This is a genomic window from Nostocoides sp. F2B08 (genome assembly GCF_009184895.1).
GTDB lineage: Bacteria > Actinomycetota > Actinomycetes > Actinomycetales > Dermatophilaceae > F2B08.
Map to the genome: position 1 here is coordinate 86,678 of NZ_WESE01000009.1, position 19,973 is coordinate 106,650.

17 protein-coding genes are annotated in these 19,973 nt (G+C 68.9%); 7 read left to right on the forward strand and 10 right to left on the reverse strand.

Annotation, left to right across the window (positions count from 1 at the left end):
• Nucleotides 1-23: 23 nt before the first annotated feature.
• From GA707_RS16860 to GA707_RS16870, 3 genes are read right to left on the reverse strand one after another with little or no spacing between them, the layout of a single operon-like run.
• Nucleotides 24-827 (reverse strand): SagB/ThcOx family dehydrogenase, encoded by an 804-nt coding sequence (locus GA707_RS16860; protein ID WP_152179621.1) that lies wholly within the window; start codon nucleotides 825-827, stop codon nucleotides 24-26.
• Nucleotides 828-836: 9 nt separating this feature from the next.
• Nucleotides 837-3,263, reverse strand: coding sequence for a TOMM precursor leader peptide-binding protein (locus GA707_RS16865; protein ID WP_152179622.1), 2,427 nt, complete (start codon nucleotides 3,261-3,263; stop codon nucleotides 837-839).
• A gap of 54 nt (nucleotides 3,264-3,317) precedes the next feature.
• Nucleotides 3,318-3,662 carry a hypothetical protein gene (locus GA707_RS16870; RefSeq protein WP_152179623.1) on the reverse strand — a complete coding sequence of 115 codons (345 nt, stop codon included), beginning with the start codon at nucleotides 3,660-3,662 and terminating at the stop codon, nucleotides 3,318-3,320.
• Nucleotides 3,663-3,826: 164 nt separating this feature from the next.
• Between GA707_RS16870 and GA707_RS16875 the strand changes: the two genes are divergently transcribed.
• A complete protein-coding gene (locus GA707_RS16875; RefSeq protein ID WP_152179624.1) occupies nucleotides 3,827-4,600 on the forward strand; it encodes a methyltransferase domain-containing protein in 774 nt (257 codons plus the stop codon).
• A gap of 212 nt (nucleotides 4,601-4,812) precedes the next feature.
• Here the strand turns inward: GA707_RS16875 and GA707_RS16880 are convergent, their stop codons facing one another.
• Nucleotides 4,813-5,283, reverse strand: a complete 471-nt coding sequence (locus GA707_RS16880; RefSeq protein WP_152179625.1) for a DUF3499 domain-containing protein — start codon at nucleotides 5,281-5,283, stop codon at nucleotides 4,813-4,815.
• 120 nt (nucleotides 5,284-5,403) lie between these two features.
• Here GA707_RS16880 and GA707_RS16885 point away from each other — a divergent pair, with 120 nt between their 5' ends.
• The 3 genes from GA707_RS16885 to GA707_RS16895 are packed head-to-tail and all read left to right on the forward strand — an operon-like array spanning nucleotide 5,404 to nucleotide 7,843.
• Entirely contained in the window at nucleotides 5,404-6,996 is a 1,593-nt protein-coding gene (locus GA707_RS16885) for an MFS transporter (RefSeq protein WP_226963893.1), read from the forward strand.
• A gap of 59 nt (nucleotides 6,997-7,055) precedes the next feature.
• Nucleotides 7,056-7,511, forward strand: coding sequence for a metallopeptidase family protein (locus GA707_RS16890; protein WP_193315388.1), 456 nt, complete (start codon nucleotides 7,056-7,058; stop codon nucleotides 7,509-7,511).
• Complete coding sequence (locus GA707_RS16895; protein WP_152179627.1) at nucleotides 7,511-7,843, forward strand: hypothetical protein; 333 nt, start codon at nucleotides 7,511-7,513, stop codon at nucleotides 7,841-7,843. Before GA707_RS16890 ends, GA707_RS16895 begins: the two co-directional genes overlap by 1 nt.
• Here the strand turns inward: GA707_RS16895 and GA707_RS16900 are convergent.
• From GA707_RS16900 to GA707_RS16915, 4 genes are all read right to left on the reverse strand, one after another.
• Nucleotides 7,779-12,473: a peroxidase family protein gene (locus tag GA707_RS16900; RefSeq protein ID WP_152179628.1), complete on the reverse strand. Its 4,695-nt coding sequence runs from the start codon at nucleotides 12,471-12,473 to the stop codon at nucleotides 7,779-7,781. The two genes, GA707_RS16895 and GA707_RS16900, sit on opposite strands and share 65 nt — an antisense overlap.
• 89 nt (nucleotides 12,474-12,562) lie before the next feature.
• Nucleotides 12,563-13,072, reverse strand: coding sequence for a signal peptidase I (lepB, locus tag GA707_RS16905; RefSeq protein ID WP_152179629.1), 510 nt, complete (start codon nucleotides 13,070-13,072; stop codon nucleotides 12,563-12,565).
• Nucleotides 13,072-13,623, reverse strand: a complete 552-nt coding sequence (locus GA707_RS16910; RefSeq protein ID WP_152179630.1) for a hypothetical protein — start codon at nucleotides 13,621-13,623, stop codon at nucleotides 13,072-13,074. Before GA707_RS16910 ends, lepB begins: the two co-directional genes overlap by 1 nt.
• Nucleotides 13,624-13,628: 5 nt before the next feature.
• On the reverse strand, nucleotides 13,629-15,110 hold the full coding sequence (locus GA707_RS16915) for a multicopper oxidase family protein (RefSeq protein ID WP_226963894.1): 1,482 nt from the start codon (nucleotides 15,108-15,110) through the stop codon (nucleotides 13,629-13,631).
• A gap of 265 nt (nucleotides 15,111-15,375) precedes the next feature.
• Here GA707_RS16915 and GA707_RS16920 point away from each other — a divergent pair, with 265 nt between their 5' ends.
• The 3 genes from GA707_RS16920 (at nucleotide 15,376) to GA707_RS16930 (ending at nucleotide 17,940) form a co-directional block, all read left to right on the forward strand.
• The gene (locus GA707_RS16920; RefSeq protein WP_193315389.1) at nucleotides 15,376-16,206 is read left to right on the forward strand and encodes a BTAD domain-containing putative transcriptional regulator; all 831 of its coding nucleotides are present in this window, start codon (nucleotides 15,376-15,378) and stop codon (nucleotides 16,204-16,206) included.
• 146 nt (nucleotides 16,207-16,352) lie between these two features.
• A complete protein-coding gene (locus tag GA707_RS16925) occupies nucleotides 16,353-16,994 on the forward strand; it encodes a response regulator transcription factor (RefSeq protein WP_152179633.1) in 642 nt (213 codons plus the stop codon).
• 67 nt (nucleotides 16,995-17,061) lie between these two features.
• Nucleotides 17,062-17,940, forward strand: a complete 879-nt coding sequence (locus GA707_RS16930; RefSeq protein ID WP_152179634.1) for a Cof-type HAD-IIB family hydrolase — start codon at nucleotides 17,062-17,064, stop codon at nucleotides 17,938-17,940.
• A 122-nt stretch (nucleotides 17,941-18,062) separates the two neighbouring features.
• Here the strand turns inward: GA707_RS16930 and GA707_RS16935 are convergent, their stop codons facing one another.
• Entirely contained in the window at nucleotides 18,063-18,716 is a 654-nt protein-coding gene (locus tag GA707_RS16935; RefSeq protein WP_152179635.1) for a response regulator transcription factor, read from the reverse strand.
• Nucleotides 18,713-19,774 (reverse strand): sensor histidine kinase, encoded by a 1,062-nt coding sequence (locus tag GA707_RS16940; protein ID WP_193315390.1) that lies wholly within the window; start codon nucleotides 19,772-19,774, stop codon nucleotides 18,713-18,715. The genes GA707_RS16935 and GA707_RS16940 overlap by 4 nt, the downstream gene beginning before the upstream one ends.
• Nucleotides 19,775-19,973 lie beyond the last annotated feature (199 nt).

The following is a 19,973-nucleotide window of genomic DNA, read 5'->3' on the forward strand; positions in this document are numbered from 1 at the left end:
ATGCGGTGAGCCGGCACCGTGCATCAGTAACGGCGGAACACACCGTCTTCCGCCGGTGGCGTGCGGACCTCGACCCGGTCCTCCGTGGCTGCCCTTCCGACGGCGACGCCGTACAGCGCTATCTCCGTGGAAGGATCCGCGCGGACGACCCCGAGCAGGTCGCTGTCGAAGAAGCCGCCCAGGTTGAGCGACCCCAGTCCCAGCCCCGTCGCGCACAGGTTGACGTTCTGCGCGACATGGCCGGCCTCGAGGAGGATGTACCGATACCCGCGGTCGTCGTATTTCCACAGGGATCGCTCCACGACCGAGGTGATGACGATGATGGCCGCGGCCTGGGCGAGGTAGGGCTGCCCCAGGAACATCTCCGCGGTCATGAGCGGCGGAAAGGGGTGCGCGTGCATGCTCTCCACACGATGCCCAAGCGGCACGTAGTGCCACGACCCCGCGTCCAACCCGTCGACGCGCTGCGCGATCACCGAGAGCTCGAGCGGGTAGAGGCCTCCTCCGGATGGAACCGGCCGCTCGAGGAACAACCCGTCGAAGTCCACCGAGGAGATCACGCCATAGCCCACATAGAGGAGGGTCGCGAGATCACTCAGCGACAGGGGGTCGGCAGCGAACCTGCGGCAACTGCGGCGACCTCGGATCAGGGTCTGCAGCCCCACCTCAGGAACAGCGGCCTCCGGCAGGTCGATCGAGTCGTTCAGGGGATGCTCCCTGAACGGAGGTGTCTCGTAGCGGGGCTTGTTCAGCCCGTGCATGTTGTACGGCGTGCGAGCCGTGGCGTCGTGGAAGGACCACGCGAGCGGATGGTCGGCTCGGAACATCGGGTTCCCCTAGGCGATGGGATGCGGGAGTGGGTTGAGCTCGGCGATGGTCGCGGGTCGCGTTCGAAGTCCCAGGTGCACGGGCAGGTCGAAGAGCCGTGACCCGCCGAGTCGCCGCTCGCCGCGCCCGAAGGAGATCGGCTGGAACTCGGGCACGATGACGCGCGCCGTATGCAGGCCCAGCCCCGCCATGTCGGGCGGCGTGAGGTTGGCGTAGAGGACGTCGTGGCCGTCCGTCGCCAGCGATTCGACGATCCGGCTGAGGGCCTCGGCCGGGCTGGCCGGTGCGGATGGTGGCCACTCGGCCACCTCGCCGCGCAGAAACCCGAATGACTCCGCCATCTCCGGGAGTGAGTACAGAAGGGCGTGGTCCTCGAGTGAGTCGAGTGCAGACGGCTCCTCGAGCAGGGTCCTCGCGCGCTCGGCGCCGCTGGTGCGGGAGTGCCGGGCGAACGTCGGTCGCACCTGACCCACCTCGAGAGCCGCTTTGCGGGCCGCTGTCAGTGGGTCGATGTCGGCGCCCAGGCCGACGACCGCGGCGGGCACCTGCGTCGGATCGTGCGGACGAAGGACGCCCATGAAGACGGACACCGGGTGGTCGGTCGGGAGCCGGATGAGATCCAGCACGAGCCCACGCCGCTGCCACAGGCGGGCGAGAGTCCGGACGTCGTCGTCGGGATGGGTCATCGCGTCATGGAGGGTCCCGGACAGCCGGTTGTACCAGGAGATGAGCATGGCGTCCCGCTCGAGCACCTCGCACAGCGCGCCGAGGACGGCGTCCTGCAGGGTTGCGCCGGCGGCGAGGCCGTTCGAGGTGATCGGGAAGAGGAACTCCTCCGGCGTGGGAACGGGAAAGTCCATGACGACAGCCGAGGCCGCGACCCACACCAGTTCACCGCCCACGAGAGAACGGCACCGGAACCAGGTCAGCTCGGTCCCGTCCCGGTAGGGCGCGTACGGATGGTCGGCGTACTGCTCCTCGGCGTAGAGCACGAGGGCGCGCGGATCGAGGGACGGACCGTCGAGGTCCGACCGCCGCGCGACGGCGAAGTCGTCTGCGCTCCAACAGGCTCCGGAGTACCGCTCCACCGCCTCCCCGAGGCAGGCGACATGAGCGTCGGCGATGGTCATGCCCTTGCCCGAGGACGTGGCGCGCTCAGCCTCGTAGTCCGGGAGGAACCGATGGTTGGCAACCCTGGCCCGCCAGATGTGCGGCAGCGGCGACTCGGTGGGTTCGCGAGGCACCGCCGAGAGATCGACCACGATCCCCGTCTGCGGATCCACGAGTCGCTCGACCAGGGCGAGGAGATCGGATCGGGGCTGGGTCCTGTCGACCAGCTCATCGAACGGGGGCTGGTCCCTGAGGGCTTTTTTTCGGCACACCGGACAGTCTGGGACGGTCAGCACCGGATGGCGCTCGAGCGCTCCGCTCAGGCCGTCGTACTCGACGACGGTGTCAACGTGGATCGGCTGGTGCAGCTCGAGCACGACCCGCAGCGCCTCCATGGCCAGGGCCGAGGACAGCTGCTGCGCCAGGGGCGGAAGGCTCGGCCGCGTCGCGAGCGCCGGCCGGTTGCTGCGGTCGAGGTGCTCCTCGAACGCCATCGCCTCCCCGAAGTCAGGGGCCGCGGCCACGTGTCGCATCCGGTAGCACATCCAGCAGGCACTGCGACCGGGCAGGACGAGGGGGCCCGCGAGAGTGCTGGTCGCCCGGAGCTCGCTGTAGAGCACAGGGACACCGACATCGAGGGCCACTCGGTTGAGTCGATGGGTCGCAGCGGCGTTCGCCTGGTCCCAGCACGCGAAGGCCAGATCGCAGCCGGTCAGCGCCTCACGCAGGCCTTCGGCGTCATCACCTGTCACACCAGGCAAGGTCACGACCGTGGCGGGGGCTCCGAGCGCGGCCGCGACGGCGTCCTGAAGAGGACGGCCGACGTCGTCCGCAGGGGCCACTCCGACGCCACGATGTGCCGCGGTCGCCGGAAGCGGGTCGATGAGGCGGACCTCTCCGAGGCCGAGACGGACGAGCTGCGCGGCGAGCAGTGCACCGTGAGATTCGAGGCCGAAGACCGCTGCGGTGAGGGAGGACAGTACGGCGCGGACCTCGTTCGCCTCGTAGCCAGCTGCAGCGATGAACGCCGTGAAGGCGTCGGGAGAAGGGGAGTCCTCGGCCTGGACCTCCCGCAGCAAACCGACCTCTGCGAGTCGCTCGAGTTGAGCCATGACGCTGTCGTGACTGAACCCAGGCAGGCGGCCGACGATGTCGTCCACCAGCATCGGGTCGTGGAGGTGGGTAAGCACCTCCCGTGCGAATGTCGATGCGCTCGACCCGCTCAGGTCGAATGCGTCGAACTCGGAGCGCAGCGTGAACCGGTCCTCCCCCACCTCCACGACCTCGACACCCGGTGACAACCGGAAGTAGCGCGCAGCGGTCATCGGGCCGTCACAACGAATACGCGTGCCGGCGCCATCGGTGAGTCGGTTCCGTGGTCAGCGGCCGAAGGCGCTGAAGCGCGACACCGCGCTCTGGAGCCGCCCGAACTCGCCGAAGTAGTTGCACGGTCCGCAGGTGCACTCGAACACGCACGGCGGTGTCGGGATCGGGACGAACTTGCAGAGCTTGTCGATGACCAGACAGCTCACGACGCACGGGCTCGTCTCGTTGATGCCGCAGGCACCGTCCTCCCACAGCACCTCACGCACTCTGTGGTAGGCGGCGACGTCCTCTTCGCTGAGGTCCACGGTGGCCTGCCGTCGAACCGAGACCTTCTGGATGGCCTTCTCGATGCGCTCAAGACGCAGTTCCAGGTTCTTGAGGGCTTCTTCGTCCGCCATGTCGCACTCCTAGACGAGGGGGTGGCGTCGAGCTGGTGAGACTCATGCTGGCCCTGATCAGAGGGGTTGTCAACGGGACGAGACCCCACTCCTTGCCTGGCACCTGCCCGGGGAGGACACTCGAATGACCGGTGCACTGGCGACTCGAGGCGAAGGAGGCCGCCATGACCGAGACGACGGCGGAGGTGTTCGAGCGGCTGTTCCTGCCGGCGATGGCGGGCCCGTGGGCGGTGCGGGTGGTCGATGCCGCCGGCATCAAGCCGGGCGAGCACGTGCTCGACGTCGCCTGCGGCACAGGGGCGGTGGCCGCCGAAGCGGCCGCGCGGGTCGGTCCCGAGGGCAAGGTGGAGGGCATCGACCGCAGCCCCGAGATGCTCGACGTGGCCCGACGCAAGCTCCCCGACCTCGACCTGCGCGAGGGGATGGCCGAGTCGCTGCCGTTCCCCGACAAGGTCTTCGACGTGGTCACCTGCCAGTTCGGCCTGATGTTCTTCGAGGACCGGCGGGCCGCGCTGCTCGAGATGCGGCGGGTGCTGCGCCCCGAGGGGCGGCTGGTCGTGGCCGTCTGGGACAGCCTGAAGCAAACCCCCGGGTATGCGGCGCTCACCACCCTCGTCGAACGGCACCTGGGCCGTGATGCGGGTGTCCCGGTGCGCGGGGCGTTCTGCCTCGGGGATGTCGGCCTGGTCTGGTCGCTGCTCGAGGACGCGTGCTTCTCCGGGGTGGACGTCGACGTGGTTCGGGCGACCACCCGGTTCCCGTCCGTCGACGAATGGGTCGAGGCCGAGGTGCGAGGCTGGATCGGCGGGGAGTTCGGCGAGCGCGAGTACGCCGCGCTCATGGCCGACGCGCGCGAGACCCTGGCGCCCTACGTCCAGCCGGACGGCTCGGCCGAGTTCGTGATGCCCGGGATCATCGGGACCGCCGTGCGCGAGTGACGGGTCACAGCGGAACGGCCTCTGCGGCGACACGACGGGCAACGGGAGGTAGGAGTGTGTCGTCTGAAACGAGGTCGGCATCCGCTCCGATGAGCCCAGCGAGCCGGGCTTGAAGTGCTTCCAACTCCAACAGGCCGAGTGGGCGAGTCATCGTGAAGAGCAGGTCAACGTCCGAAGCCTCTGAGTCATCCCAGCGATGCTATCGGAGGGTCTCAGCCGTCGAGCGGATCAGCAACCGAGCGGACGGCGCGGAGGTGACCGCGGGTGGCGCCGGTCTCCCACGAGGTGGGGGTGGCGGGCGTCTGCGCCGGCACCTGGACGATCGTCGGGGTCTCGAAGGCGCCTTCGCGCACGGCGTCGACGATGGCGGAGAGGTCGTCGTTGATCCGGACCGGCGTCACTGCGGCGGGGTCGAAGGTTTCATCGTCACGGGTCAGGCGCACGATGTCCCAGCCACGTGGTGGGGTGAGTCGCTCGGCGTGGTCGGTGCAGAGGTCATAGGTGTGCGGCTCGGCGTAGGTCGCGAGCGGGCCGACCACCGCGGTCGAGTCCGAGTAGACGTAGGTGAGCGTCGCGACGGCACCGTGCCGACACCCCATGCGCGAGCACCTGCGCTCGAGCATCGGACGGGACGGGGCACTTCGAGTCACGTCGGCTGTCACGTCACGGGACTCTAGATCCATCCTGGGGCGGCGGCTCGGTGCCACGCCGATGACGTGTCGTTTCGTCACCTCGGGAGGCCAGGCTCGTCGGATTTCTCACCCCGCCGAAGGGTGCGGGCACGGCGGTGCGAGACTGCGACCATGTCGTCGCAGACACGAGAAGGGGGCGAAGCCCTCTCGATGACCCGCCGCGACTGGGCGGCACTCCTGACGATCGGCTTCGGCGTCTCACTGGTCATCATGGACGCGACCATCGTCAACGTCGCCCTGCCCGTCGTCATCGAGGATCTCGGGCTCACGGCCACCGAGGCGCAGTGGATGAACGCCGTGTATGCGCTGGTCTTCGCCGCGCTGCTCATCACCGTCGGCCGAATCGGCGACCTGCGCGGCCGTCGTCTGTTGTTCCTCATCGGCATGGTCGTGTTTGCGCTGGCCTCGGTCGCCGCCGGACTGTCGGTCAACGGCCCGATGCTCATCGCCGCGCGGTTCGTCCAAGGAGTCGGCGCCGCGCTGATCCTGCCCTCGACGCTGTCCAGTCTCAACGCCTTGTTCACCGGCAGGGCCCGGGTGGTCGCCTTCGCCGTCTACGGCTCCGCGATCGGCGGAATGGCGGCACTCGGTCCGCTCATCGGCGGGTGGCTCGCCACGGACTTCTCCTGGCGGTGGGCCTTCTGGCTGAACATCCCCGTCGGGATCCTCGTCGTCGTCGGCATCGTGCGCGCGCTGCCGGAGACGCGGGACCTGTCGGCGACCCCGGGCCGAGACCTCCCGGGCATCGCGCTGAGCATGGTCGGCATGGGTGCGATCGTGTTCGGGCTCATCGAGTCGGGGAGCTTCGGCTGGTGGCGCACCGACACCGGCGGCATCTCCCTCGTGCCGTTCGTGCTGGGCGCCGGCGTCCTCGCGATGGTCGCCTTCGTCCTGCATGAGCGTCGCCGTGCGGCCGCCGGCGCACCCGTGCTGGTCGACCTGCGGCTGTTCACGATCCCGACCTTCAGCGCCGGCATCGTGGCGGCCCTGATCGTCGCCTTCGGCGAGTTCGGGCTGCTCTTCACCCTGCCGCTGCTGCTGCAGGGAGCCCTCGGCTACACCGCCCTGCAGACCGGTTGGGTCATCGTCGCCCTGGCGCTGGGCACCTTCCTCGTCTCCGGGGCCCTGCCGAGGATCTCGCAGCACCTGTCGCAGCGCACGGTCGTGCAGATCGGGCTCGGCCTCGAGGCGGCGGCCGTCGGAGCCCTCGCCCTCGCGATCTCGGCGAACATCGCGACATGGGAGCTGTGTGCCCTCCTCTTCCTCTACGGCGTCGGGGTCGGCATGGCGACCGCGCAGCTGACGTCGCTGCTCCTCCACGACGTGCCCGTCGACGAGAGCGGCCAGGCCTCGGGCCTGCAGTCCACGGTGCGTCAGCTCGGATCCGCGCTGGGCGTGGCGGTGCTCGGTGGGTTCCTCATCAGCACCCTGGGCCGCGCCACGCGAGACAACCTCGAGGCGCTGTCGCTGCCCGGCTCGGTCGTCGATCGGGTGACGGCCGTCGTGGCCGACTCGGCGGGCACCGCGATCGCCGGCCTGCAGGCCCAGCCCGACATGGCCGCCGTCGCCGACGCCGCTGCGGGCGCCATGATCGACGCGAGCCGGCTCACCACTGGACTGGCCGCCATCGCGCTCGTCGTCGGACTGCTCGCCACCTTCCGGCTGCCACCGTCCGCGGACACCACCGCCACCTCCGACGCCTGACCTGCCCCCGACCGAGTGGCGCGGAGCGCGGAAGGTGCGGCGCGCATACGATGATCGGTATGGCTGCTGCAGGCTCTCCCCGGCCGTTGCGCACCCGCCGGGGGCGGCGTGACCGGCACGGTCGCGGGGCTCGCGGACCACTGGCGTGGCCGGCGGTGCCTGCGATGCGCACTCGGCGCGACCGCTTCGACGACATCGTCCGCGACGTCGCCGAAGAGCTCGACAAGAAGCTCGAGGCGCGCGGACTCGTCGTCGAGTACGCCGCCATGGACATCCCGACCGACCTCGGCGAGAAGTGGTCGCCGGAGGTTCCGCTCGCGCGGACCGTCGCCGCGACGAAGACCGCGCCGGCCCGGATCATCGCGTTCCGGCGGCCGATCGAGACCCGCGCCAGCGGACCCGCCACCCTCGTCGAGCTGGTCCGCGCGGTGCTCGCCTCGGAGGTGTCGGCGCTGTTCGCCATCCCGCTCGAGGAGCTCGACGAGTTCGGGGATCTCGGCGACGACGACCTGTGATGGCCGACCGGCCGCTGGCGGCCGAGATCGAGGAGAACTCGGCCGCCAACCCCGGCCTCGCACCGATCACCGTGGAGACAGCCTTCGTGGGAGAGGACGACGGCGACGCTCCCGTGACGATCGACGCTCTCGCCGAGCGGCACTTCGTGCCGGACCTGATGAAGCTCGACATCGAGGGCGGCGAGGTCGACGCCCCGCGCGGCTGCGCCAGGTCCGGCCCCGGGCGGCCACCACTCGGCGAGTGTGTGGTGGCCGCCTCGGACCGGATCAGCGCCCGATGCCGGTCAGCCCGACCGAATGAGGTGCGCCGACCGCGTTGCTGCCCACGGTGAGCGTGCCGTTGACCGGCCCGACCGCCGCGGGGGTGAAGGACACCGACAGGTTGCACTGCCTGCCGACTGCCAGTGATGCCGGACAGTTGCCCATGGTGGCGGTGAACGGTCCGGTCGTGATGAGCGGGTTGGTCGGGAAGGTCAACGCGACGGGCCCGTTGTTCCTGACCCGCACGCTCTGCGTCCTTGTCGTCCCCACCGCCCGACGACCGAAGTCGACCGTCGCCGGAATGGTGATCGTGGGCCGGGCCGTCGGCGCCTGACCCTGACCGGACAGGGCGATCGCCGTCGGCGAACCGGCCGCGTTGTGGGTGACGGTCAGCGTGCCCGTCTGGGCCGCTGTCGAGGTCCCCGGCGCGAATGCCACCGTGATGGTGCACGTGCCGTCCGGAGCGATGGCCGCGGTGCAGCCGTTGTCGCTGACCGAGAACGCCGTGCCGGACGTGATCGTCGCGGCGGACACGGTCAGGTTGGCATTGCCCGTGTTGGTCACGACGACGGGGAGAGTGTTCGTCGTGCCGGTGTCGCGCAACCCGAAGGCGAGCGTCGTCGCCGGCGCGAACGCGGCGATCGGAGCGGGAGCCGCGATCGACGAGGTCTCCACCTCGACGCCACCGGCGAACCGGAGGACCTCGACGTTGCGCACGGTGTCGATGCCGTCGGCCTGGGTGCCGCCGGTGTGGCTCACCGTGATCACCCGCTGGCCGTCGACGGTCGCGACGGTGATGTCGTAGTTCGTCCGAACGTCCGAGAAGAGCGCCACGTCGACCGCAGTACCGTTGGGAGGCGTCTGGATCTCGCGGACGATGCGGAGCTGGCCGGGGTTGATCGTCCCAGCGGTGATCCGCGCCGTGACGTCGGCGAGCTTCTCGACACTGTCGAGCTCTATCGTCGGGTCGGCGGCATTGCGGACACTGATCCGGACGTTGAGCTGGGCGTCACCGTCGATGAGGTCGTCACCGCCGCGGCCCTCGATGAGGTCGCTGCCGCCACCACCCAAGAGGAGGTTGCCGCCGGTGAAGGTGGTCGCTCCGCCCAGGACCGCGCTGAGACCGGCCACGCGGGCGGTGCCCGCCTCGGTAAGCTCGTGGCCGACCATGGCTGCGGCGTCCCGGTCGTCACCTCGGAGGGTGTCGTCGAGGACCCAACCGGACAGGGACTCGACGAGGTCGAACCGGTCCTTGTTTGTCTCGACGCTCGGAGGCAGGAGACCGGTGAGGGCCATGTCGGAGTCCGCCGCGGCGAGGTCAGAGTCATGTGTCGTGAAGTCGAAGCCGAGCATGCCCTCACTGCGCTGGATCCCAGGGCCGAGCAGCATGACGTCGTCACCGCCCTCACTGTCGTAGTCCGTCTCGCCGCCGTAGCCGATCAGGACGTCGTGTCCGGGCTCGTTCAGGTCGTCCTGGAAGGGAGCGCCGTTGTCGCCCTGGAGGAGGTTGAAGGCGCCGCCACCGGTCCCGGTGATGGTTGCCCCGCTCTCCACCCAGTCGTCGCCGTCGTCGCCGAAGACGGTGTCGTCGCCCGCGCCGCCGAGGACGTAGTCGTCACCCGGTCCGGCGAAGGACTCGGCCAGGTCGTTCCCGTGGATCAGGACGTCGTTGCCGCGTCCGCCCTGGAGGAGGTCACCGCCGAAGCCCTGGCCCGACGAGAGCGCGTCGTTGCCGTCGCCGCCCTTGAGGGTGTCGTCGCCGTTGGAGTCGAGCAGGATGTCGTCGCCCAGACCACCGATGAGGTTGTCGTTGCCGTCACCACCCTGCATCCAGTCGTTGCCGTCGTTGCCGCGGATGGTGTCGTCACCCTCGCTCGACCAGACCCGGTTGTTGGCGTCCGTGCCGTTGAAGACGACGTGCTCCGGCCCGCCGTAGCGGATCGTGCCGTTCGACATTCGGGTGAGCAGGACCGACTCGTCGTACTCGGTGGCGGGGTCGTCCAACACCGCGCCCGAGGTGCCGAGCTTGGCCACGTCGAAGACGTACGCCGGCCGCGAGAACGAGTCGGCCGGAAGGCCGCTGACATCCGTGTTGCGCTGGATCAGCTCGGAGAACGAGTTCCCCTCGAGCTGGGTCAGCATGTTCAGACCAGCGGTGCGGGAGAGGTAGTAGAAGCGGTCGCCGAACTGCAGGTCCTCCATCTGCGCCTCGAAGACGTAGTTGAAGGTTGGGCCGAGCAGACCGCCGAAGACATGCTGCTTCTCGGCCAGGCCGCCGACCCACAGGTCGATGTCGTCCACACCCGTGGTGGTCGCGGTCGAGGAGCCGACCCAGTCGCTGTGGACGACCGTGGTCTCACCGGTGTCGGGGTCGGTGACCTCGTGCGCCACGCTGTTGAGGAACGCGTAGCTGTCCGCGGGGCCGTTGTCCGCGGCCTCGTCGGCAGGGGTGTCCGGGTCGTTCAGGAGAATCCCGTCGACGCCGGCCGGACCGGCCAGGAGCCTGTCCGCCGCCACCCGCTTGTCGGCCAGGGTCGTGGCGCCCGTGATGCTCGGGTGCGTCCCGTAGGCGGCGATGAAGTTGTTCAGGCTCGCCGAGTGCTTGAGGCCGAACGCGAAGTCGGCCCAGCTCTCGTAGGGCGCCAGCGAGGAGTTGTTCGACGCTGCGTAGAACGAGCGCCGCGCCGCGTTGAGCGTGGGTATGCCGGTGTCGCGGGCGCGTGCGATGTTCAGCGACGCCAGGTCGAGCGGCAGCCCGAGAAGGCGGTTGCGCAGCGCCTCGGTGACGAACTCGTCGAGCTCGTTGCCGACCTGTCGGGTCATGCCGCGCACGACGTCTCCGGCCGCCTCCTCGGGTGTCCGTCCGTCCTCCATGAACGACGGCGGGTTGAGGAAGGCGTCGAGCAGGTCGATGTCGTCGCGGGTGCCGTCGACGCGGACGCGGTCGACCGACTCGGTCAGCATGGAGTGGCCGAAGCGGTAGACGGCGTGAGCGAACTCAGCGCGGATGGCGGCGTTGATGGCGGTGTTGTAGCCGGTGCCGGCCTCGCCGAAGGGGTTCACCAGCGGCTGGACCTTGCGGATGAACTCCTCGAAGGCGAGGTGCTGGTACTCCATCTCGGTGACGAAGCGGGCCGCCTGGAAGAGCCGCTCGCCGTAGTCGTAGCTGCCGGCGTTCGCGGTGTACCGGGTGGCGCGCCAGTCTGCCTGCTCCGCCTCGGTCAACAGGGTCGTGATCTTCTCGTCGATGTCACCGACGAGCCGGTTGTGCTCCGCGTGGAAGATGTGGTGCACCGCGGTGAGCCCGATGTTCTCGTTGACGCGACCGTCACCTGCGATGAAGTGCGCGTCGAGCATCTCGTCGTCGTACTCGTCGACACATCCGGCGGGAACGCCCGGCTGCTCGCAGACGATCAGCCCGGGTGTGACGACGCTGTCCCCGTCAGGTGCTGCGCCGGCCTTGGGCACGGCGTTGTGTGCGATGTCGTCGAGGAAGGCGTGGCCGGTGCGGACCGTCCCAGCGGGGATCGTGATCCCCGCGCCGCCGTTGGCCGTCGGGTCGCCCTCGATCAGGGCACCGGCCGAGGTGACGAGCTGCGGGAAGCCGTTCGGTCCACGGTCGAAGCGGCCGTACGGGTCGGTCGCGAGCAGCGGGATGCTGAGCGCGTCTGCGTCGGTCAGCGCGATGCCGAGCATGCTCGCCGCCTGGGCCTTGACGTCGGCCCACGTGGCCATGCCGCCGCCGGGTCCGGTGATGAGCCGTCCGGTGGCCTGCGGCCTGCCGTCCGTGTCGAGCGTGTAGGCGCGCAGGAACACCTGGTGAGAGGGGTGGGAGGTGTAGGTCTGACTCTGGTCGACCCACGGGGAGGTCTGGTTGTTGGCCTCGTGGTCACCGTCGTGGCTCGCGCGGGTCAGCACCATGAAGTTCGTCGGCGACCCGTCCACGTACAGAGGGTCGTCCGACTTCAGGGGCATGAAGACGGTCCCGGTGCCGCCCTTGTTCACCAGGTCCAGCCCGTGGTCGAAGAACTGCCCGAAGAGGGTGAACCAGGAGTTGTACGGCGCGGAGAGCCCGACGTCCGGTGCCACGTTGGGGATGAAGAAGGCGCCCGAGGGCGTGATCTCGGGCGCCTCACCCGCGGCCTCTACCGCCGCCGGGTTGCTCTCGGTCTGGTCGACGATGAGGTTGCTGATCATCCGAGGACGACTGTCGACCACGGTTCCGGCGGTCTGGGTGTACGTCGTGTTCTGCTCGGCGGCGATCAGGCTCTTCGGGACAAGGCGCGGGAAGTCCTGGTCGGCGGCACCCACCGCCGTCTTGCCTTCGACGAGGTTGTTGCACGTGCCGTCGACGAGGCGCAGGCCCCACGGGAGGGTGTCGCCCACCTCTCCTGCCGGAATCTGGTCGGGGCCGCTGCCGCGCATGGTGTCGCAGGGGTTCGAGGCGGTGCGTGTGTCCGCGTGCTGTTCGGCGATCTTGATCTGCTTGAGGATGAATCGCAGGTCGGAGGCGTTCAGGTTGAACCCCTGACCGACGGGGGCCGCGGCCGAGGCCGCGGGCCAGGTCGTGAGCGAGGCCGCAGTGAGCGCCGCGACGCCGGCGGCGAGCACCTGGGTGCGCACCCTCGACCGGCGTGTGCCCGCTGTCCGGGTGCCGGATGCGCGGCTGTGGAGGTCACTGCGGCGGAGTGAACTGCTCATGGTCGAACTCCTGTCAACACGGTGGTGATGGGACACCTTGACCGACGCTCCTTCGACATACCTTTTAGATTTCTGTGGCCGCTTCACCGTCAGAACGTCAGCAGGACGGTGCCGATGAGCTCGCCGTAGGGGATGGCGCCGTAGGTACGTGAGTCGATCGACTCCGCGCGGTTGTCACCGAGCACGAACACAGCTCCTGGAGGCACGGTGACGGGGCCGAAGTACGTCGAGTCGATCCGCGTCAGATCCACCTGCGGCTCGTGCCTCGCCTTCCCGTCCACGACGAGCACCGCGTCCTCGAGCCCCACCGTCTGACCGCCCAGGGCGACCACCCGCTTGACGACGAGCTCACGGCCCTGTGGGACGCGGAAGACAACGAGGTCTCCGACCTCCGGCGTGCGCCACCGCACGGACAACTTCTCGACGACAACGTGGTCGCCCGGGTTCAGCGTCGGATCCATGCTGTCCGAGACGACCTCCAACGGCTCGACGGCCGCGAGCAGGAGGAGTCCCCCGACGACGGCCCCCGTGACCGCGGCACGGGTCCGAGTCCGACCGTCCCGCGTCGATGGTCGGGTCGGGACGTCCGGGGCCGGCATCACCCGAATGCGAGGCCGAGACGGAGCAGCCAGACACCTGCGCCAGCGACCAGCAGGACGTCGACCGTGCGCCGCCGGAGCCGCGGCGGCAGGAGGGTCACGAGCAGCCAGACGACTGCAAGCCCGGCAGAAATCGCGAGGAGGTCTCCGGGCACGGCCCCGTCGGTCGGGTGGACCCCGTGGCCGGGCAGAGGCCGACCATCGACGTTCAGGGGCGTGGACGCAGCAGGTGGGCCGGTCGCTCGGATCGCCACGTGCGCCAGTGCCGCACCGAGGTTGACGACGATGCCGGTGAGAGCGACGGGCACCGTTGCCCGTCGCCAGACGAGGCCGGCGAAGGCGAGCTGGAAGCACCCGAGGGCGATGACGAAGGGCACGACCAGAGCCCCCTGGTCGGACTGTGTCGGGGCCACCCCGAGGTGGATGACCCCGGCGACGAGCGAGGCGAGCGCGGCCCAGTGACGGGTGGCAGCCGTCCGGTCCTGCCCGATCGCGTCCCGGCCGCGGAACTGCTCGGGCCGGACCGTCTCCCTGCGCGTCGGGGACGACATGCCGGTCAGAGATCAGGGGCGGGCAGCGGGCGGGCCGGGGCCGTCGTGATCGGGTCGTAGCCGCCCGACCCGACCGTGAACTGGCCCATCATGTCGTGGTCCTCGTGGACCAGGTTGTGGCAGTGGACCATGTAGGTGCCCGGATGTGGTGTGAACTGGGTGATGAGCCGCACCCGCTCGTTCTCCCCGACGTGGACGACGTCCTTGGGGCCGCGCTCGTGGGCGCGTGGAGCGACCCGCACACCGCTCCGGTCGAACTCGCGGTCCAGGATCTTGAAGTCGACGAGGTGGATGTGCAGCGGGTGGTGCCATCCGCCGGAGTCGTTGTGGATCTCCCAGATCTCCACGCCACCGAGCTCGGGGTTGGCGAGCGCCCGGGTGAATCCGCTCGCCTCGACGTCCGCCCAGGTCTCGCCGTTGATGGTCCACTCTCCCCCCTGCCTGACCAGCGCGAGCGTCCTCGTCGGCGTGGTCGCGGTCGGGGTGAGCGCCATGATGGCGTTGCCCGGATAGATCGTCTTGGGGATGCTGTTCTTCGACGGTGTGCTTGCCTTGGAGACCACGTCGAACGCCATGACCTTGTCGGTGTGGGTGTAGTCCACGTTGTTCCTGGGACTGAGGTTGCGCAGCGTCACCCTGGTGCCGATCTTGTACTTCGCGAAGTCGATGACCACCTCGTACCGTTCCGCGTTCCCCTGCAGAAGGGTGGTGACCGGCTGCGGAACGGCAGTCAGCCCTGCGTCGGTGCCGATGACGACGAACGGCTCTCCGCTGTCGAGCTGCAAGCGGTAGGTCCGGGACACCGAAGCGTTGAGGATGCGGAACCGGTACTTGCGGCGCTCCACCTTCATCACGGGCCAGGGTCGACCGTTGACGAGGATGACGTCCCCGAAGAGCCCCGACTCGTCGTCGTCGTCGAAGAGGAGCTGACCTTCACTGTCGAACATGGCATCGGTGATGACGAGCGGCACGTCGTAGTACCCCTGGGGAATCGGCAGCGATCGTTCGATCGGGTCGTGGATCCGGTACATGCCGGCGAGCCCCATGTAGACGTTCGACGCGGTGTGGTGGACCCCGTGGTCGTGATACCAGAGTGTCCGACAGCCCTGGTGGTTCGGGTAGCGGTAGTCCTTCCAGGACCCCGGGTAGGTGACGTCGTTGGCGTAGCCGTCGTACTGGGGCAGCGACGCCGAACCGTGCAGGTGGACCGAGGTGTACGGCGTGTAGCCGAGAGTGGGATGTGCGGAAGGCAGCCGGTTCACCTGCCTGACCACGACGTCCCGCCCCTGCTGGACGTCGAACGTCGGCCCGGGGAACGACCCTTCGTAGCCCCAGATCCGGGTCTGGTAGCCGGGCAGGATCTGCACGGCCTGCTCACGCATGGTCAAGAGGTAGTAGTCCGTCGTCCCGGCCGACCTCACGGGTGCCGCCACCGGGGGCACGACGAAGGGGACCGTGAACGGCGCCGGGAGCTCGCTATCGGCCATTCGGCTGATATTTGCGGCTGCAAGGACACTGCGCTCCAGCGGCACCAGAAGCGCCCCTCCGGACAGCACTCCGAACGCAAGCAACTCTCGTCTCGTCAATGCCATTGCCCTCGCCCCTTTCGCTGGACGGAGGGGACCGTACAAGCGGGGCCTTTGGAAGACCTTTCAACGAAACCCCCAATTTTGGGGGGTTTCTCCTGATCCGGGCCGCGTGCTTCTCTGTGCCTGGCGGCAGGGGCTGTGTTTGAGAGCGGAGGCGAGCCGCGTGGACATCCTCATACTCGGGCTGCTCCTGGTGCGCGATGCCGAGCGGTTGTTCGGACCCGGCGACCTGGGCGGAGTCAAGCCCCGACAAGTCTTGGAGCTGCTTGTGCTGGCCCGAGGCCACGCCGTCTCGACAGAGGCCATCGCGGCCGCACTGTGGGCCGAAGGCCGCGAGCCGCACAACGTCACGGCGACCCTGAACACCTATGTCTGCGTTCTCCGGCGCAGCTTGTTCGGCAGCTGCCGCGACCGGGCTCGGCGGACGATCGTGACCGGGCCCGGCGCCTACCGGTTGGACCTGGAAGGGATCACCCTCGATGTGGCGCGATTCGACGACCTCGTGCTCGCGGCCCAGCGGTCGCCGGAGCGGCCCCACCGTATTCGCCTCCTCACCGAGGCGGTCGGACTCTATCGCGGACCGCTGCTGGAGCATGCGCGCTACGACGAGTGGGTTCAGGAAGAGCGGACGTCGTACGAGGACCGAATGACCCGAGCGCATCTCGACCTGGCCCGTGACTGGCTGGGCGAGGGTGACCGCCTGACCTCCTTGCGCCACGCCGAGCTGGCCCTCAGGCACGACCGGTACTCGGAGGAGGCCTACCGTCTCATCATGGTCGCCAACTACGACCTGGGGCACCACGACGCCGTGCGCCGGGCGTTGGAGCGCTGCAGGACGGTGCTCGACCGCGATCTCGGCGTGGGCCTCAGCCCGGAGACGAGTCGGCTGGCGGCGTGTATGCAGGCACGGAACTGCACCGCGGACCTCCTCGAGCGCTTCTATCCCCAGCCGGCCATCCGGGTGCCCGCACTGGCGGAGGGCTCGGTCGCCTAGCGCAGACCTCTGGACGGCCGTGCGGGTGGCTGCGATAGTGACACCAGCCCAGTGCGTGGCCGGAGAGGCGGTGGCGACGAGGTGTCCTCGACACATGACGATCTGTCGCGGTGCCGCTGTTCGGCCGAGTGGATGAGTGAGGCACGGTGTCGGTAAGTCTGCAGGCCACGGACCTGCCGCTGGTCCTGGTCGAGGATCCGTTGCCGATCCCTCCCGACCGGACCCAGGTGTTCGTCATCGATGCTCACGAGTCTGTGCCGGAGCTGGTCTTTCGGACGATCGACGCGGGGCCGTATCTCGAGCTCGTCGGTCACGCCCGAGAGCCTGCAGCGGCGCTGGCCGAGATCGCCCGGCTACGCCCCCAGGTCGTCCTCATGGACGTGACCTTCCCGGACCGAGTCGGCGTGTGTGAACCGCACGACATCGTCGCCGCCTTCCCGGGGCTGAGGTCACTGATCCTGTACTCCCGCGTCGCCCAGACCACCCCTCATCTCGACCTCGACTCAGGCACCGCCATGGCCGGACGCGCCCCACTGGTCGACGTGCTGCGTGAAGCGGCGCAGCCGGATGTATCCGCACAGCTGTGGAGGCTCACCCCCCGAGAGCAGGAGGTCCTGAGCCTGCTCGGCGAGGGCCATGACCTGCGCGAGATCGCCCAGGAGCTCGGGCTGAGCCCACACACCTGCCGCGGACACGTGAAGTCGGTGCTCGCGAAGCTCGGTGTGCACTCCCAGCTGGCCGCTGTGGTGATGGCACGACGGCGCGGCCTCATCGCTTCCGAAGGCTAGAGCACCGGACGCGTCCGCGTCGCGCGCCGCACGTGGTTAGGCTCGCCACCGACGACCGGAAGGACCCATGATCACCACGACCACGCCCGCCCTCCTCGCCTTCGACATGGACGGGACGCTCTTCGACAGCACCGGAACGGTGCTTCCCGGCACGATCGTCGCGATCCGTGAGGCACTCGACCGGGGCGTGACGGTGGCGCTGGCCTCCGGTCGCGACGCGTGGGCGCTGCGGCACCTGGCGGTCAAAGCCGGGCTCGACCCCACCCGGTTGGTCTACCTCGGTTTGAACGGCACGACCATCGTCGACGGCGCGACCGACCGCCTGCTGTGGAGCGCGGCCATCGACTCCGACCTGCTCGGCACCCTGATGGCGCACCTGCGAACCTTCGAGGTCACCCCAAGCGTCCCCTCCGGCGCGACCCTGTATGTCGAGGATCCGCGTGGCTTCAACGTCGATATCGAGGCCCGCGCCAACGCCCAGACGGTCGCCGTGGTCGACCCGCTGGAGGCCGTGCCCGTGCCGGCGAACAAGGTCCTCGTCTCGGGCCGCCCGGAGATTCTCGCCGCGCAGCACCGCGCCATCGCCGAGCCCTTCACCGGCAGCCTGGACTTCGCCTTCTCCGCCCCGACCCACTACGAGTGCCTGCCGACCGGCGTGAACAAGGGCGCCGCGCTGGCGCACTTTTGCGAGCTGGCGGGGATCGACCTCGCCCACACGGTTGCCTTCGGCGACAACGAGAACGACATCGAGATGCTCTCGATCGCCGGCATCGGGGTGGCCATGGGCAACGCCCTCGACTCCGTCAAAGCGGCCGCCGACCTCGTCACCGCCGACAACGACAGCGACGGAATCGCAATCGTCCTGGCCGAGCGCTACGGCCTGGGCGCTGATTTCCCGACTGGACGCGGGCCATCCTGCGAGATCGGACACCCACCAGCCCCCTGAGATCGACGGTCACACGAGTGCTGTCCCCGCAGCGCGCTCCCCGGCGGCTCAGTAGCACTGCCTTTGTCCGCCGGACGCTTCCCAGACGAGACTTCAGAACGCCCGTCTGGACTCCGGAACCTCTACCTGTGAGCTTCACCCGGGCGGACGAGGCCGCTCTCGTAGGCCAGGACAACGGCCTGAGCCCTGTCACGCAGGTCGCACTTGGCGAAGATGCTGCTCAGGTGGGACTTGACGGTCACCTCACCGATGACCAGGTCGCGGGCGATCTCAGCATTGCTGAGACCCCGCCCTACAAGACGTAGAACCGACTGCTCACGCTCGGTCAGGCCGTTCAGAAGGCCTGTCGCGGCCGGGGTACGCATGAAGCGTTCCACCAGACGCCGGGTCACCGAAGGCGCGAGCAACTCGTCACCGGCGGCCACCACGCGCACGGCATGCACTAGTTGCGTGCGGGGCACGTCCTTGAGCAGGAAGCCGGCTGCACCGGCTTCCAACGCGCGGAACACGTATTCGTCACGATCAAACGTGGTCAGAATGAGAATCGCAGTCTCTGTCTGCGTCGCGGCGAGCCGGCGGGTCACCTCGATGCCGTCGAGTCGCGGCATTTGGATGTCGAGGACCAGCACGTCGGGCCGGAGCCGTGCGACCGCATCGATCGCCTGCACGCCGTCAGCCGCCTCTCCCACGACGCCGATGTCGTCCTGGAGCTCCAACAGCACAGTCAGTCCCTCACGCACTAGCGCGTGGTCCTCGGCGATCACGACACGGATCACGGGCTCTCCACACGCGGAATGGTCGCTTCGAGTACGAATCCGTCGCCGGCAGGTCCAGCCCGGAAGTCGCCGCCCAGAAGGGTGGCGCGCTCCCGCATACCGACCAACCCGAGTCCAGGCCGAGAGCCACGGTCACGAACGATGGACGGACCGTCGTCCTCGACCCGAACGGACACGACATCTGCCAGACAGACACGCACTCGCGCGTGCCCTGCTCTCGAGTGGGCCGCGACGTTGGTCAGTCCTTCCTGCACGATTCGAAAAACTGCCGCCTCGACTGAAGCCGGCAATCCTCCCGCTCTGCCTTCCATAGCGAAGTCCACCGCTAATCCGTCTGCTGTATGTTCCGCGGCGAGCGCCGCGAGCTGGTCGAGCCGTGGCGAGTCGTCGTCGTCGGTGAGATCCCGGAGGGCGTTGAGAAGCCGTCGGGTCTCCCCAAGTGCCGCACGCGCCACCGTGCCGATGCGTTCCAGCGAGCCCGCCACCAGCTCGTCGTCTCGCCCGAGTGAGGCCTCGGCCACCTCGGTGTGCACGACAACAGCGTTCAGCGCCTGGGCGAGAGAGTCGTGCAGGTCGCGCGCGATTCTCCCCCGCTCAGCCGCAACCGCCAGGCGCGCATGTTGCTCGCGCTCTGCTCGCAGTGCGGCGGTGACGACCTCGAGTTCCTCGGTCCGCTCCCGCCACCGGCGTAGCGCACGCCCGGCGGTCCAAGGAACTGCGAGCAGGATCACGGGGAAGACGTAGTCCCCTGCATCCCGGCTCCCCGACGCGGCGCTATTGCCCAGTGCCGCACCGATCACCACCGCCAGCGCCACCACGGCCGGTCGAAGCGTCTCCAGCAGCGCGATGGTGTAGGTCACCAACATGAGTGCGAGGAGCTCGGCCACAGTGAACTCATCCGTCTGCATCGCCGAGAGGATGAGCAACACCAGGACACAGACACCGAACGCAATTCGTGGCGCGACGGTGCGCCACGCTACCGGCGCCGTGGCCAGCACAGCCAGCATGAGGTCGCCGCTGGCAATCCGTCCTTCGGCGAAGAGCTCGACGAGGGCCATCCCGACCAGCAGCGCGGCGACACCGACGTCGGTCGACCGGGGACGGGGGACACCCATGACGCCACGGTAGTCACAGGCGTGCATGACGGCATCCGCCTGCAGTCGGAGCCGCTCCTCCAGATGGACCAACGAGCTCGTCACACAGGCGGATGTGTGGCCCCGTGTGCGCTTCCTAACCTCGAGTCACCTCACTGGAAAG

Bases quoted from the DNA above. Each gene is read 5' to 3' on its own strand.
- GA707_RS16875 (WP_152179624.1), top strand. From the start codon at position 3,827: ATGACCGAGACGACGGCGGAGGTGTTCGAGCGGCTGTTCCTGCCGGCG.
- GA707_RS16900 (WP_152179628.1), bottom strand. From the start codon at position 12,473: ATGAGCAGTTCACTCCGCCGCAGTGACCTCCACAGCCGCGCATCCGGC.
- GA707_RS16910 (WP_152179630.1), bottom strand. From the start codon at position 13,623: ATGTCGTCCCCGACGCGCAGGGAGACGGTCCGGCCCGAGCAGTTCCGC.
- GA707_RS16915 (WP_226963894.1), bottom strand. From the start codon at position 15,110: ATGGCCGATAGCGAGCTCCCGGCGCCGTTCACGGTCCCCTTCGTCGTG.
- lepB (WP_152179629.1), bottom strand. From the start codon at position 13,072: ATGCCGGCCCCGGACGTCCCGACCCGACCATCGACGCGGGACGGTCGG.
- GA707_RS16870 (WP_152179623.1), bottom strand. From the start codon at position 3,662: ATGGCGGACGAAGAAGCCCTCAAGAACCTGGAACTGCGTCTTGAGCGC.
- GA707_RS16885 (WP_226963893.1), top strand. From the start codon at position 5,404: ATGTCGTCGCAGACACGAGAAGGGGGCGAAGCCCTCTCGATGACCCGC.
- GA707_RS16865 (WP_152179622.1), bottom strand. From the start codon at position 3,263: ATGACCGCTGCGCGCTACTTCCGGTTGTCACCGGGTGTCGAGGTCGTG.
- GA707_RS16860 (WP_152179621.1), bottom strand. From the start codon at position 827: ATGTTCCGAGCCGACCATCCGCTCGCGTGGTCCTTCCACGACGCCACG.
- GA707_RS16940 (WP_193315390.1), bottom strand. From the start codon at position 19,774: ATGGCCCTCGTCGAGCTCTTCGCCGAAGGACGGATTGCCAGCGGCGAC.
- GA707_RS16930 (WP_152179634.1), top strand. From the start codon at position 17,062: ATGATCACCACGACCACGCCCGCCCTCCTCGCCTTCGACATGGACGGG.
- GA707_RS16890 (WP_193315388.1), top strand. From the start codon at position 7,056: ATGGCTGCTGCAGGCTCTCCCCGGCCGTTGCGCACCCGCCGGGGGCGG.
- GA707_RS16880 (WP_152179625.1), bottom strand. From the start codon at position 5,283: ATGGATCTAGAGTCCCGTGACGTGACAGCCGACGTGACTCGAAGTGCC.
- GA707_RS16895 (WP_152179627.1), top strand. From the start codon at position 7,511: ATGGCCGACCGGCCGCTGGCGGCCGAGATCGAGGAGAACTCGGCCGCC.